Below are 14,288 nucleotides of genomic sequence, written 5' to 3'. Positions count from 1 at the left end.
GACGCTGGGCCCTGAAAAGCCCAGCGTCGCGCCATGTTTCCGATCCGCGACCATAACCCCTCGGGGCGCACGCCCTATGTCGTTTACACGCTGATGGCGGCCAATATCCTGATCTTCCTCAGCTATGTGGGGATCATGGATAACCCGCAACTGATCCAGCGGTTCTATTTCGACTACGCGATCATTCCCGCGCGCATCGCGGATGGCTATGCGTTCGAGACATTCGTGACGTCCATGTTCCTGCATGGCGGTTGGATGCATCTGGCCGGCAATATGCTGTTTCTTTGGATCTTCGGGGACAATCTGGAAGATGAAATGGGCCACCTGCCCTTTCTGCTCTTCTATCTCGTCGCCGGAATAGGGGCCGGGCTGATCCACGTCATCACGGCGCCGGATTCGGTGGTGCCGACAATCGGAGCCTCGGGCGCGATTGCCGGGGTGATGGGCGGCTATCTTTTGCTGTTCCCAAAGGCCCGCGTCGATATTCTGCTGATCCTGATCGTCTATTTCAGGGTCTTTTCGATCCCGGCTTTTGTGATGCTGGGCGTCTGGCTGGTGATGCAGTTCTACGGCAGCCTGAACAGCAACCCCGACGAAGGCGGCGTTGCATATTGGGCCCATACCGGAGGGTTCGTCGTCGGGTTGATCCTGTGTATCCCGCTATGGCTGAATCGCGGCGGCACAGCGTTCTGGGATCGCACCCATGGCCATCCGCCACACCCCGAAACGAAATACAAACTCTCGCAATCACGCATCCCGCGCGTGCCGCGCAAGTAGGCGTGCCTTAGCCCCGGATCACCTTGGCAAAACTGTCAAAGATCGGCTCGTTGGCGCAGATAACCTCGCCGTCTTTCAGCACGCTGCCCTCGGGGTTCAGCGGCTGCACAAAGCCGCCCGCCTCTTTCACGATGATTATGCCTGCGGCCAAATCCCAGGCGTTCAGGCGACGTTCCCAGAACCCTTCGTAGCGGCCAGCGGCCACGTACGCCATGTCCAGGGCGGCAGCGCCCCAGCGACGCACACCGGCACAGGCGGGCATCAGGCGTGCTAGGTCTTGCAGGGTTGCAGGCAGGTCGGAACGACCGCCGAAGGGCAGACCGGTCGAAAAGATCGACTCGATCATGCGGTGACGACCCGAGACACGGATGCGCATGTCGTTCATCCATGCGCCTTCGCCTTTTTCGGCAAAGAACATCTCGTCCTTGGCGGGGTCGTAGATCACACCGGATACGATCTTGCCCTTGTGTTCCAGCGCGATGGAAATCGCCCAATGCGGCAAACCGTGCAGGAAGTTGGTGGTGCCGTCCAGCGGATCGACGATCCAGCGGCGGGTCGGGTCCTCGCCGTCAATCGAACCGCCCTCTTCGGCCAGCCAGCCATAGGTCGGGCGCGCGCCCAGCAGTTCCTCTTTCAGGATGGCCTCGGCGGCGATATCGGCCTTGGACACAAAGTCGCCCGCGCCCTTCATCGACACCTGCAGGTTCTCGACTTCACGGAAATCCTTGACCAGAGACCGCCCCGCCTTGCGCGCGGCTTTGATCATGATGTTGAGATTTGCACTGCCAACCATTGTGAAAAGGCTCCTGTCCGGTCAAACCGCGCGTATACTGATGCAATGCGCCCTTGCCAAGAGGAATGATGCGCATAGCAGCCCCGCGCAAAACGCCGCTACTGGGCCTGCAGCTTGCGCGCCTCGTCGCGGGCCAGTTTGACCAGTTCCTGCACAAAGGGTTTTTCCAGATCTTCCGAGCGGACGGCGGCATATAGACGGCGCGTGATCCCCTCACTCGTCAGTGGCCGGGTGACGTAATCCGAGTTGTACTTGACCTCGCGCACGACCCAGTCGGGCAGGACCGAAATGCCCCGGTTCGACGCAACCAGCAGCAGGATCACCGCCGTCAGTTCGACCTGCCGGATGGCGGCCGGTTCGACCCGCGCCGGGATCAACAGCTGACTGAAGACATCCAGACGCGTGCGCTCAACCGGATAGGTGATCAGGGTCTGACCACGAAAATCCTCGGCCTCGATATAATCCTTCTCGGCCAGCGGATGGGATGAGGCGGCGACAAACACCGCGTTGTAGTCGAACAGTTCGACAAACTCGACACCCGGCAGATCTTCGGGGTCGGATGAGACGACCAGATCAACTTCTTCCTTCTGCAATGCGGGCAAAGCATCAAAAGCCAGACCGGGGCGAATGTCGACATCCACGTCACCCCAGGACTTCCGGAAGGATTCCAGCACCGGGAACAGCCATTCGAAACAGGCGTGACACTCGATGGCGATATGCATCCGGCCCGTGCGACCGTCACGCAGCGAAGTGAACTCCTGCTGGGCAGCTTCGACCTGCGGCAGAATCTGTTCCGCCAGACGCAACAGGCGCAGTCCGGCGGCGGACAGTTTCATCGGCTTCGACCGGCGCAGGAACAGTTCGACCCCAGCCTGATCCTCAAGCCCTTTGATCTGGTGGCTCAGCGCGGATTGCGTGATGTTCAGCTGATCCGCCGCACGCGCCAGCCCGCCGCATTCATGGATGGCCTTGATGGTTCGCAGGTGCCGGAACTCGATGTGCATATGTCGCGCACCTCATGTTGTTCTTGAAGAATATGAGTTTGTCTCACATCGCCCCACATGGCACAAGAGGCTCAATTGATCCTGTGAGGCCATGATGACCAAACCTGAAATTTCGTTCGAGTTCTTTCCGCCCAAAACGCTTGAGGCCTCATTCCGCCTTTGGGACACGGTGCAAACACTGGCCCCGCTAGAGCCCCGGTTTGTTTCGGTCACCTATGGCGCAGGCGGCACCACGCGCGAGTTGACGCGGGATGCGGTTGCGACGCTGCACAAGTCGTCTGGCCTGCCGGTTGCGGCGCATCTGACCTGCGTCGATGCCTCGCGTCAGGAAACGCTTGAGATCGCTGACAAGTTCGCCCGCGCCGGTGTCGAAAACATCGTTGCCCTGCGTGGCGATCCGCCAAAAGGACAGGACAAGTTCATCCCCCACCCCGACGGCTTTGCGCATTCTGTGGAACTGATCGAGGCACTGGCCGAGACCGAGATGTTCAGCATCCGCGTTGGAGCCTATCCAGACAAACATCCCGAAGCCCGCAATACGCAAGCGGATGTGGACTGGCTGAAAGCCAAGCTGGACGCGGGTGCCGATGAGGCGCTGACCCAGTTCTTCTTCGAGGCCGAGACCTTTTTCCGGTTCCGTGATGCCTGTGAGAAAGCGGGTATCGACAAGCCCATCGTCCCCGGCATTCTGCCGATCGAAAATTGGAAGGGCGCGCGCAGCTTTGCCCAGCGCTGCGGCACCCACGTTCCCGATTGGATCGATCAGGCGTTCGAGAAAGCCATTCGCGATGATCGTGAAGATCTTCTGGCCACGGCGCTGTGCACCGAGTTGTGCTCTGACCTGATCGAAGGCGGCGTGGACAAGCTGCATTTCTACACGCTGAACCGCCCGGAACTGACCCGTGACGTGTGTTTTGCGCTGGGCATCACACCCAAGGCCGAATTGCAGAACGTCGCCTAATTCAACCATTCATTGCGCCTTGCCCGGGTCCAAAACTGGCCCGGGCTTTTTTGTGTTCGCAAACCGCCGGAAAGCTGGTGCTGACACTGCACCCAAAGGTTCGCCCGAAATCAGGAACAATCCGCATTCTGGCTTCGCATTGTCACCCCAGCCCAACTCAATACTCTGTAAAAATTGACAAAAACACGACACTCGGGAAACTGAGGATGTGTGGTTGTAAAGAGTGAAATGAGTATGGAGCACGTCGACGAGTTCAAGGCGCGCAAGGACGCTTTGGCGGATCTGGGACTGGACCCGGACGCCGATTCAGAAGACATCCGAGACGCATGGCGGCGGATCGCCTTTCATGCCCATCCTGATCACACAGGGGGGGATTCAACAAATTTCGCGCGGGCCAAGGCGGCCTATGACTATCTGCGCAAAAAGGGCTACACCGCGAAAGAGGCCGATACCGGACCACGCAAGCCGAAACGGCCGCGTCTGAGAAAGCGCATCATCGAGCTTGCGCCCGAGGATATCGCAACCTGCCAGGCGATGCTGGATCCCGGTCGCGCTTTGCCGCATATGTCGAAGCGGGATGAGTCCAACTATGTCGCGTCCGACCACGTTCCGGATGCCGTTGGATGTTATGGGCGTCATCTGACGTATTTCGTCACAACACCGGTCTGCCAGGGGGCCAATCGGGTCGCTCTGCCGACCTCTGTCCTCAGCGCTTCGCGCAATACCGAGACCGAAGTTCTGAGCTTCCAGTCAAATGACAAAGGGGCCGGAGAGGTCGTGATCCCGGACACAATCTGCGAACGCAAATTTCCGGGGGCGAAAAGTGTGCGCATCCGGTTCGAGGCCGATCAGGCCATTCGCAACGAATACTGGCTGGCGAGTTAACCGCGCGGAAAGCCCGGCTCTTGAGGGGGTGAGAGCCGGGCTAAGGGTCGTGAGTGGCCTTAGTTTGTGATCGGGCCTTCCGAAGTGAACTTCGGAATGACGCTGGTGGAGGCGTCACCCCCTTCGATACCCGGCCAGTTGCCTTCGGCGATGTTGATGTTGCCCGGAACATCTTCTTCCCAGAAACCGACAACAACATCGGTGATGTTCAGGTACAGCTTGTCATCGACGATGCGCCACAGATTCGGGTTGGCCGGAACCTTACCGCCCTTGGATACGCCATACGCGCAGTGGCCATCATATTGCGGCGCGTAATAGGCCGGGTTTTCCAGGAACTTGTCGCGGTTTTCTTCGGTCGCGAAGGCCCAGGTGGCACCGTTATATTCGGCGGTGATGTCTGCGTTTCCGCGCACACCTTCGGGTTGCGACTGACCGATGGCAACCTGATCCAGGCTGCGATAGGCAACAACGTCATACCCAGAGACAGCAAAACCGGTGCCGTCGACATATTGCGGGCCAGCGAAAGCTGGAACTGCCAGGGCCATGGCCGCGGCAAAGGTCAAAGCAAAGCGTTTCATGTGGTCAATCCTTTTCAAGTCATCTGCCCAAGGGTGCCGTGTTGGCGGGACTGTCGAGACAATATGCTATTTTTTGGCGCTGCGTAGTCCCCCTCGCGCCGCTGTGACCAAGAACGAGAAAACGTGAGAGGTTTGTCTGAATTTATTACAACAACACGGGGTTGGACTCTGGATACTGCAACATTAGCTGTTAGACGATTGGGTGCGCGGACCCCCGGCATTGGACAGAAAGGCACGAGATGAGCGATCAATCCACTTACACCCCTCCGAAAGTCTGGACCTGGGACAGCGAAAGCGGCGGGCGGTTTGCCAATATCAACCGGCCGATTGCAGGTGCCACCCACGACAAGGATCTGCCCGTAGGTCGCCATCCCCTGCAACTGTATTCGCTGGCCACGCCCAATGGCGTCAAGGTCACGATCATGCTGGAAGAGCTGTTGGCCCTGGGCCATGAAGAGGCTGAATACAATGCCTGGCTGGTCAATATCGGCGAAGGCGACCAGTTCAGTTCCGGCTTTGTCGGTGCCAATCCGAACTCGAAAATTCCTGCGCTGTGGGACCGGTCCGGTGATGAGCCCGTGCGCGTATTCGAAAGCGCCTCGATCCTGTTCCATCTGGCCGAGAAATTTGACGCCTTCCTGCCCAAATCAGGCCCCGAGCGAACCGAGGTGATGAATTGGGTTTTCTGGCAGATGGGCAGCGCACCCTATCTGGGCGGCGGATTCGGTCATTTCTACGCCTATGCACCTGAAAAATGGGAATATCCGATCAACCGCTTTGCCATGGAGGCGAAGCGCCAGTTGGACGTTCTGGATCGGGAGCTGGCCAAGAAAACCTTTATCGCGGGTGAGGATTATTCGATTGCCGATATGGCGATATGGCCCTGGTACGGTCAGCTTGTGCTGGGTCGTCTGTACGACGCCGCCGAGTTTCTGGATGTCGAATCCTACAAGAACGTCATGCGGTGGGCCAAGGCCATCGACGAACGCCCGGCTGTTCTGCGGGGACGCATGGTCAACCGCCCGTTTGGCGAGCCGCATATGCAGCTTCATGAACGGCACGAGGCCAGCGATTTCGAGACCCGCACGCAGGACAAATTGGAACCTGCTGCCGAATAACCGACAAAAAAGGCGACGCGGCGCTGGCTTGCGCCGCGTTTTCCTTTTGGGCGGGGCCTATTTCAGGATCGGAGGTTTGGCCGGGTCACTTCCCGGTATGGGCCGGACAGTCTCGGGCATCTCGGGCTGCGGCAGATCGAACCTCAGTCCGGTTTTGGCCAGCAATCCTGCCGCCACGTCGTCCATGGCAAAAAAGCCCACATCCATCGCCCCGGCCTCGATCCCCGAAAAGGTCAGCGCCTCGGACGCGGCCTTGGCCAGCGCAGGTTCTGCGCCCTCAACCGCCCCGACAAATCCCAGCAAGTGACCTGACGCACCGCTTTGCGATTTGGTCGCCACCAGATAGGCCGCTTGTGCCAGCCCCCCGGCGGTGGCCAGCTTGGCGTCCAGCGCGGTCAACAGCATATCCGGCAGGCCCGCAGGTGGTAGAAACTCGGCCAGCTTCTCGTGCACTTCTTCGGGGGCGTGTTGAAGGGTTGTCGCCAACCACCCCAGCGCCTCGGACGGGATCAGCATCGACGAAGGTGCAACTTCGAGGTTCAGACCCAAGCCAATACCCTGCCCCGCAAGCATGGATGACAGCACCCGACCGGACAGCGCCACATAGGGCACCGGACGGCTCGCAAACTGCGCCAGCCGGTCCTCGCGATCAAAGGCCAATACGAATTGCCCATGGGCCACATCAAACACCTCGGGCGAGATGTTCTCGCCCTGTGCTTCTTCGGTCAGCATCAGGAACAGCTCACTATCCGCCAGACGTTCGAAAAACCTCAGCCGGGCGGTGTCGTCCTGCGGGGCGGCCTGCATTGCGGCATGGGCTGTATCCAGCACGGTTGTCTCAGTCATTCAACACCTCTTGCACCCGCGCGCGCAGAACCGGCAGCAGATCGGCCTCGAACCACGGGTTTTTCTTCAGCCATGCCGTATTGCGCCACGACGGATGAGGCAAGGCAAAGACGCGCGGGGCGTGAGTTTTCCAGTCTTTAACCGTCTCGGTGACGGAACTGCGAACACCAAGGTGGTATTTATGCGCGTGACCGCCGACCAGAACGGTCAACGGCACCTGCCCCAGGGCCTGCATGACGCGATCATGCCAGGTCTTCCGGCAAAGGGCCGGCGGCGGCAGGTCCGCGTTCTTTTCGTCATAACCCGGAAAGCAAAAGGCCATGGGCACGATGGACAGCTTGGCCCGGTCGTAGAACACGGTCTCATCTATCCCCAGCCAGTCGCGCAGGCGATCCCCGGATGGATCGGTAAACGGCCGCCCCGAGGCATGAACCCGCGCCCCCGGTGCCTGCCCCGCGACCAGAATCGGCGTGCCCGGTTGAAACCAGACCACAGGGCGCGGCGCATGAGCTGTTGCCGTCTGTGCAAACTGATTGGCGCACAGACGGCAGGACCGAATATCCTCCATCAGGCTGGTCATGGAATGTTACGTAAGCCTTCCTGCCGCTGGCGCATATTGATGATTTGTTTCATAATTCGACATAATGTAGCCAACATGGGCCGATAGGGAACACCCTCCCTCATCGCCCGACAAGAGCGACACGAAAACTGGATTGAGCAGCAGGCCACCTATGCTTGAGTTCGAGAATGTCAGCAAATCCTTTTGGACCGGGACGCGCCGCAAGGTGATCCTGGACCGGGTCTCGTTCCGGGTCGAACTGGGTACATCGCTTGGCATTCTTGCGCCCAATGGCACGGGAAAAACCACGCTTATCAATATGATGGCCGGGCTGGAAAAACCGGATGAAGGCGTCATTCGCCGCGATTGCCGGGTGTCTTTCCCGATGGGTTTCACGGGTGGCGTATCCAGCAAGATGTCCGCACTGGAAAACGCGCGCTATATCGCAAAAATCTACGGCATGGATCCTGACTATGTCGAGGCGTATTGTAGCTGGTTGTGCAATCTGGGCGAATATTTCAACCAGCCCCTGTCGACCTATTCTTCCGGCATGCGCTCGCGTTTCACCTTCTCGCTGATGCTGGCGCTGGATTTCGACATGTACCTGATTGATGAGGGGATGCCCTCGTCCACGGATGTTGAATTCAACAAGAAGGCCGGTGACATCCTGCGGGAAAGGCTGCGCACGACAACCCTTGTGATCGTGTCGCACAGCCCATCGACGCTGGAAAAATTTGCACAGCAAGCCGCGGTTCTTTTGGACGGGCAGCTTTACATGTTTGAAACCTTGGAAGAGGCAAAACAGTTATATGACTACGAAACCCAAGGTTAGAAAATACAACTTGCGCCGCAAACAGCCGGTCGAAGGCTCGGCCGAGGCGCGCGCGGACGCGATCTCGCGCATTCGCAGCGCGACCGAAGGACCATCTGCCGCAAACGCCCCGCAGCCCGGAACCGAACTGGACGACATCAAGCGTGAGGGGCTAACCGGTCGGCAGCTACGCATTGCCCGTCGGCTGGCGCAGAAACACGGGCTTGCAGCCTCGTCCGATTATGATGCCGTTCGTCTGTTGCGAAAAAAGGGGATCGACCCGTTCGAGCGGACAAACCTGCTGGACCTTGCCGCCGCCAAAACCTCCCAAGGCAGCACAACGTCGAAAAAGCCCAAGGACAAGGTCAGGATACAGCTGCCGCAAACCGTGCAGCACACGGAATTCAGCCCGCCGGGCCCCGAGATGAGCCCGGCAGAACGCCGAAACCTTGAAATCGGTCAAATCCAAAAGGACATCGCGCGCAGGCGGCGCGTCAAGCTGTTCACGCTGTTCGCCCGGCTGGCAGCGTTTGTACTGCTGCCCACCTTTGTTGTGGGGTTCTATTTCTATCGAATCGCGACCCCGATGTATGCCAGCAATTCGTCCTTCTCGATCCTGCAGGCAGATAGTGCGGGTGGGGCCGTCGGCGGCCTGCTGTCCGGTACGCAATTTGCCACGGCACAGGATTCGGTCTCGGTTCAGGATTTTCTGGAATCGAAAGAGGCGTTGCTGCTGCTGGACAATGACGCAAGCTTTACCGAAGTCTTTCAACAGGATTGGATTGATCCGATCCAAAGGCTGGCAGCCGACGCCACGCTTGAGGAAGCCTATAAGCTCTACAGCCGCATCGTCACGATCGGTTACGACCCCACGGACGGGATCATCCGGATGGAGGTGATTGCCCCTGACCCGCAAACCTCGGCCGAGTTTTCCGATCGCTTGATCTCTTACGCCGAAGGTCGGGTGAACAAACTGTCCGGTGAAAAGCGCGACGACCAGATGCGTGACGCGCTGGAAAGCTTTGAATCCGCACAACAGGCGCGCCGTCAGGCGCAGGAAGACCTGATCGAGTTGCAGCTTCAGGGCGCGATTCTGGACCCCGAAAATGTGATTGCCGGGCTACGCGGGCGGATCAACGAAATCGAAATTCTGTTGCAGGACAAAAACCTGGAACTGGCGGCCCTTCTTGACAATCTGCGGCCCAACAAGGCCAAGGTCGACGGGGTCACAGCCGATATCGCACGGCTGGAAGTGGTGCTGGACAACCTAAATGCCGAGATGCTGGATGTTTCGGCAGGCGAAAACTCGCTGGCGCGGTTGAGCGTGCGGATTCAGATGGCGCAGGCCGATCTGGTCGCGCGGGACATGATGCTGCAAAACGCTATGCAATACATGGAAACCACGCGCACCGAGGCCAACAGGCAGGTGCGGTATCTGACCGTCTCGGTGAACCCGGTTCCCAGCCAGGACCCGTCCTATCCGCGCAAGTTCGAAAATACGATTTTGGCTTTCCTGTTGTTTGCTGGTATCTACCTGATGATCTCGCTTACCGCGTCGGTCCTTCGTGAACAGGTATCCTCATAAGACCCATGAAACATGTAAAAATCTCCGACGTTACCGTCGGCAACGATCTTCCGCTGACCATCATTGCTGGCCCCTGCCAGCTTGAAACAGCGGACCACGCCCAGATGATTGCGGGCACCATGAAAGAAGCCTGCGATGCTGCGGGCGCGCAGTATGTGTTCAAGGCCTCCTATGACAAGGCCAACCGCACCTCTCTGTCCGGTAAACGCGGCATGGGAATCGATGCGGGGCTGAAGGTTCTGGACGACATTCGCAAGACCATCGGCGTTCCGGTTCTGACCGACGTGCATACCGAGGCCCAGTGCGCCATCGCGGCTGAGGCTGTTGATGTACTGCAAATCCCCGCTTTCCTGTGCCGTCAGACGGATATGCTGTTGGCAGCAGGCAATACAGGGGCCGTCATCAACGTCAAAAAAGGTCAGTTTCTCGCGCCTTGGGAAATGCCGAACATCATCTCGAAAATCGAAAGCACGGGTAATCAGAACATCTTGCTAACCGAACGCGGGACGTCTTTTGGCTATAACACCCTCGTTGCGGATATGCGGTCTCTGCCACAGATGGCGCAGACGGGGTATCCTGTCGTTATGGATGCCACGCATTCCGTACAGCAGCCGGGCGGGCAAGGTGGATCGTCGGGTGGCCAGCGCGAATTCGCACCGGTCATGGCACGCGCTGCGGTTGCCGTTGGGTCGGCTGCGGTCTTCATGGAAACGCATCAGGACCCAGACAATGCACCGTGCGACGGCCCGAACATGATTTACTTGGACCAGATGCCCCAACTTGTTGACACATTGATGCGTTTTGATGCGCTTGCGAAAGCGAATCCTATTCAGATTTAACGATTGAGACTTGTTATGACCAAACCATTCCCCGAGGTGACGCCAAACACCTGGAGCTTTTTGCGTGACGCGATGATCAAGCCCACGGGCTTTCGCGAATATGATGCACGCTGGAAGTACCCTGACGAGATCAACCTGCCCGGCATGACCGCACTTGGTCTGGGTTTGGGCACTCAGATGCGGCGGCGCGGGATTGACCCGGTCATCGCAGTGGGCAACGACTATCGCGACTATTCCCTGTCGATCAAGAACGCCCTGATCCTGGGGCTGATGCAGGCCGGGATTCAGGTCAAGGATATCGGCCCCGCGCTTAGCCCGATGGCCTATTTCGCGCAGTTTCATCTGAACGTTCCCGCCGTGGCGATGGTGACGGCCAGCCATAATCCAAATGGCTGGACCGGAGTGAAAATGGGCTTTGAGCGTCCGCTGACTCACGGCCCGGACGAGATGTCCGAACTGCGCGATATCGTCCTGAACGGCGAAGGCCAGCCGCATCAAGGCGGGTCCTATGAATTCGTCGATGGCGTGAAAGAGGCCTATATCGACGATCTGGTCGGGGATTTCAAAATGTCCCGTCCGTTGAAAGTGGTCTGCGCCACGGGGAACGGTACCGCCTCGGCCTTTGCCCCCGAGATTTTCGAACGGATCGGGGTTGAAGTCGTACCCAGCCACAATCGTCTGGATTACACTTTCCCCAACTACAACCCCAACCCCGAAGCCATGGAAATGCTGCACGACATGTCGGACAGTGTGAAATCCAGCGGCGCGGATCTGGCGCTTGGGTTTGATGGGGATGGCGACCGCTGCGGTGTGGTCGATGATGAGGGCGAGGAGATTTTCGCCGACAAGGTTGGCGTCATCATGGCCCGCGATCTGGCCAAGCTGCACCCGGGCTCGACCTTTGTGGCAGATGTCAAATCAACCGGTCTGTTCGCCAGCGACCCTGAACTGCAAGCCCTCGGCGTCAAAGCGGACTATTGGAAAACCGGTCACAGCCACATGAAGCGGCGCGTGAAGGAAATCGGCGCGCTGGCCGGGTTCGAGAAATCGGGCCACTACTTCCTGGCCGAGCCGGTCGGGCGTGGCTATGACTGCGGGATGCGGGTCGCGGTTGAGATTTGCAAGCTGATGGACCGCAACCCCGGTCAAAGCATGTCCGATCTGCGTAAGGCCCTGCCTAAGACCTGGTCCACCCCGACCATGTCGCCCTACGCGGCTGATACCGAGAAATACGATATCCTCCAGCGACTGGTCGACAAACTGGTGGCCAAGGCGGACGCAGGAGAAAGCTTTGCCGGTCGCGCCATCAAAGAGGTGGTCACTGTCAATGGCGCGCGGGTCATTCTGGACAATGGCAGCTGGGGTCTGGTGCGCGCCTCCTCGAACACGCCGAACCTTGTGGTGGTGTGCGAAAGCAGTGAAAGCGAGGCGGAAATGCGTGCGATCTTTGCCGATATCGACGCCGTTATCCGCACCGAACCGAGTGTTGGCGATTACGACCAGACGATTTGAACCAGGGGGCGTCGCTGGACGCCCCTTTCATCAATCGCCGCCAAACAGTTTCAGCAGACCCTTCTTCGCCTCATCCTCAAGCTTTTTCTTCAGCGCGTCTTCGATTTGATCGCTGTCGGTTATGGTCGTGTCCAACTCATTGCCGACCTTGTCCAGCACCTTCTGCTTGGCGTCATCCTCAAGCTCTTTGACTTTGCCTTCCGCCGCCGCCTCGATGACTTTGGTCAGGTCAGGCGTGATCGACGGGCTGCTCCACGGACCATGGATGCGCACGGGCACCGAAATTCCCTGCCCCGCATTCGCCCGTAGCGCGGTTGGCGTGAACAGATAGTCCAACGTACGCGCACCCAGATTGACCTTGCCCTCACCATCGGCGCGGAAGTTTTTCAGGGACATCAGCAGGTCAGAGTTGGTCAGCACGCCTTTGTCGATCGAGAAGCTTGCGGTCAGGCTGTCAAACACCGTCGTACCGCCCGACCCGGTTCCCCGGCCCATCAGCCGATCCAGATCGAAGCCCGAAATCACCCCGGACCCGACATCCACATTCCCCTTGCCGCTGAGCGAGCGCATGATCTGGTCTTCACTCTGCCCGACGCCAAGAAACTGAAACGCGCCGGATGCGGTGCCGGACAGACGGTCTACATCTGCAAGTGTCGATAACGCCTGCTTCAGGTTGATGCCGCTGGCTTTCAGATCGCCGCCCACCGACAATCCGTTGCGGTTATTCGCAACCACCTGACCGTTGAGCTGGCCGGAGAACAGCGTTGCCGGGTGCATTTCCAGCACCGCACGCGAACGATCCAGACCAAGCGTCAGGTCAGAGGCCCCGAATTGCATCCCCGGAACGGCAATAGACTTGGCCGTCAGGCGGATTTTGCCGTTGGCCAATGACAGCGGCGACGCATCAATCGGTGCCTTGGACCACCCGTCCGCCGCAGATGACGCGGCCCCTGTCCCGCCCCCCGATCCGGGCTCGGCATCGGTCACGCGCGACAGGTCCAGCGCATCGGTATTCAGGCGCGCCACGATCTGAGGGGGATCGGCGATGGTGATGTCGGCCTCTCCGGCCAGCCGATTGTCATCAAGCTGCGCCACCATTTTGCGCAGGGACACACGGCCATCCTTGGTATAGGTCATCTGCCCCGAGATATTTGCCGTCCGGCCCAAACCGTGGGGAACCGCCACACCGCCTTGCCCAAACGCGGTCAACATCATTTCCGTGCTTTGCGTGATGATCTGCATCTTGCCATCCATCTCGCCGGACAGATTGACATTGCCGTTGAACCCGATCTCTCCGCCCGGGGCGGTCAGCGCCACATCCAGCGGCGTCACAGCGCCCGACGAAAAGGCGGGCAAATCGGGCAGTTTCAGGTCCACCTGCACCGCACCGCCCGGCACTGCCATACTGGCCTGCATCACCATGGGCGCGGATACGTCCGGCCAACTGGCGGACAGGGTCACACCCGCAAAATCCATCTGCGTTACGCCGTTTTCGACGTAGATCAGCCGCGCATCCATCAGTTCCAACCGCTCCAGCGTCACGGCACCGGTTTCGCCCGAGGGCGCGCCGCCTGTAGCGCCCGCTGACGGCGTGGTCTCAGCCGCGCCCATGACCCAGTTTCCGCGACCCTCTGACAATTCCAACCGCAGAACCGGGTTTTGCGCAAAGACCCGCTTGATCTTCAGATCGCCCGCCAGCATTGCGGCAGCATCCACACCAACAGCCAGACTGTCCGCGCTTAGCATCGGATCAGGCCCGGCCCATGGCGCGTTGCCGAATGTTACGGGCCCGGTTTCCATGCCCAAAACCGGCCAGAAGGACAGGTTGACGTCCCCCGACAGCGTCAGCTCGCGCCCCGTGTTGGCCTTGACCTGCTCAGACAGGATCGCGGCCAGCTTGTCCCCGGGCATCAGCAGCAACGCCCCAATGACCAGCCCGACCACGGCCACAACAATGAACAGAATGCGTATCAGCCATTTCATCTATCTGCTCTCCGCCTTTTTGGCTTGATTGAAATCA

14 protein-coding genes are annotated in these 14,288 nt (G+C 59.2%); 8 read left to right on the top strand and 6 right to left on the bottom strand.

Annotated elements, in window-relative coordinates:
• The first annotated feature begins 33 nt into the window (after positions 1-33).
• Positions 34-777, top strand: coding sequence for a rhomboid family intramembrane serine protease (locus tag ACR0C9_RS01165; RefSeq protein ID WP_480780185.1), 744 nt, complete (start codon positions 34-36; stop codon positions 775-777).
• A gap of 7 nt (positions 778-784) precedes the next feature.
• Here the strand turns inward: ACR0C9_RS01165 and ACR0C9_RS01160 are convergent, their stop codons facing one another.
• Together ACR0C9_RS01160 and ACR0C9_RS01155 are read right to left on the bottom strand one after the other, a co-directional pair.
• Positions 785-1,570, bottom strand: a complete 786-nt coding sequence (locus ACR0C9_RS01160) for an inositol monophosphatase family protein (protein ID WP_480780184.1) — start codon at positions 1,568-1,570, stop codon at positions 785-787.
• A gap of 98 nt (positions 1,571-1,668) precedes the next feature.
• Positions 1,669-2,574, bottom strand: coding sequence for a LysR family transcriptional regulator (locus ACR0C9_RS01155; RefSeq protein WP_170452567.1), 906 nt, complete (start codon positions 2,572-2,574; stop codon positions 1,669-1,671).
• Between the two features lie 94 nt (positions 2,575-2,668).
• Between ACR0C9_RS01155 and metF the strand changes: the two genes are divergently transcribed.
• Positions 2,669-3,535: a methylenetetrahydrofolate reductase [NAD(P)H] gene (metF, locus tag ACR0C9_RS01150; RefSeq protein WP_170622907.1), complete on the top strand. Its 867-nt coding sequence runs from the start codon at positions 2,669-2,671 to the stop codon at positions 3,533-3,535.
• A gap of 228 nt (positions 3,536-3,763) precedes the next feature.
• A complete protein-coding gene (locus ACR0C9_RS01145; RefSeq protein ID WP_480780183.1) occupies positions 3,764-4,420 on the top strand; it encodes a J domain-containing protein in 657 nt (218 codons plus the stop codon).
• 59 nt (positions 4,421-4,479) lie between these two features.
• Here the strand turns inward: ACR0C9_RS01145 and ACR0C9_RS01140 are convergent, their stop codons facing one another.
• On the bottom strand, positions 4,480-4,998 hold the full coding sequence (locus ACR0C9_RS01140) for a YHS domain-containing (seleno)protein (RefSeq protein WP_170622905.1): 519 nt from the start codon (positions 4,996-4,998) through the stop codon (positions 4,480-4,482).
• A 239-nt stretch (positions 4,999-5,237) separates the two neighbouring features.
• On the opposite strand from ACR0C9_RS01140, the gene yghU reads away from it, so the two are divergent.
• A complete protein-coding gene (gene yghU / locus ACR0C9_RS01135; RefSeq protein ID WP_170452572.1) occupies positions 5,238-6,116 on the top strand; it encodes a glutathione-dependent disulfide-bond oxidoreductase in 879 nt (292 codons plus the stop codon).
• A gap of 57 nt (positions 6,117-6,173) precedes the next feature.
• Here yghU and ACR0C9_RS01130 read toward each other — a convergent pair whose 3' ends face one another.
• Positions 6,174-6,962 (bottom strand): SseB family protein, encoded by a 789-nt coding sequence (locus ACR0C9_RS01130; RefSeq protein ID WP_480780182.1) that lies wholly within the window; start codon positions 6,960-6,962, stop codon positions 6,174-6,176.
• A complete protein-coding gene (locus ACR0C9_RS01125; RefSeq protein ID WP_480780181.1) occupies positions 6,955-7,542 on the bottom strand; it encodes a uracil-DNA glycosylase family protein in 588 nt (195 codons plus the stop codon). The genes ACR0C9_RS01130 and ACR0C9_RS01125 overlap by 8 nt, the downstream gene beginning before the upstream one ends.
• A 151-nt stretch (positions 7,543-7,693) precedes the next feature.
• Here ACR0C9_RS01125 and ACR0C9_RS01120 point away from each other — a divergent pair, with 151 nt between their 5' ends.
• From ACR0C9_RS01120 to ACR0C9_RS01105, 4 genes are read left to right on the top strand one after another with little or no spacing between them, the layout of a single operon-like run.
• On the top strand, positions 7,694-8,353 hold the full coding sequence (locus tag ACR0C9_RS01120; protein WP_170452578.1) for an ATP-binding cassette domain-containing protein: 660 nt from the start codon (positions 7,694-7,696) through the stop codon (positions 8,351-8,353).
• Positions 8,331-9,917 carry a KpsE/RkpR family capsule polysaccharide export protein gene (locus ACR0C9_RS01115; protein ID WP_480780180.1) on the top strand — a complete coding sequence of 529 codons (1,587 nt, stop codon included), beginning with the start codon at positions 8,331-8,333 and terminating at the stop codon, positions 9,915-9,917. Before ACR0C9_RS01120 ends, ACR0C9_RS01115 begins: the two co-directional genes overlap by 23 nt.
• A 5-nt stretch (positions 9,918-9,922) precedes the next feature.
• Positions 9,923-10,756, top strand: a complete 834-nt coding sequence (kdsA, locus tag ACR0C9_RS01110; protein WP_480780179.1) for a 3-deoxy-8-phosphooctulonate synthase — start codon at positions 9,923-9,925, stop codon at positions 10,754-10,756.
• A gap of 15 nt (positions 10,757-10,771) precedes the next feature.
• A complete protein-coding gene (locus tag ACR0C9_RS01105; protein WP_480626341.1) occupies positions 10,772-12,268 on the top strand; it encodes a phosphomannomutase/phosphoglucomutase in 1,497 nt (498 codons plus the stop codon).
• 30 nt (positions 12,269-12,298) lie between these two features.
• Here ACR0C9_RS01105 and ACR0C9_RS01100 read toward each other — a convergent pair whose 3' ends face one another.
• The gene (locus ACR0C9_RS01100; RefSeq protein WP_480626342.1) at positions 12,299-14,251 is read right to left on the bottom strand and encodes an AsmA family protein; all 1,953 of its coding nucleotides are present in this window, start codon (positions 14,249-14,251) and stop codon (positions 12,299-12,301) included.
• Positions 14,252-14,288: the final 37 nt, after the last annotated feature.

Source organism: Ruegeria sp. C12 (assembly GCF_056537745.1).
This window is presented reverse-complemented; position numbering and strand designations above follow the sequence as displayed.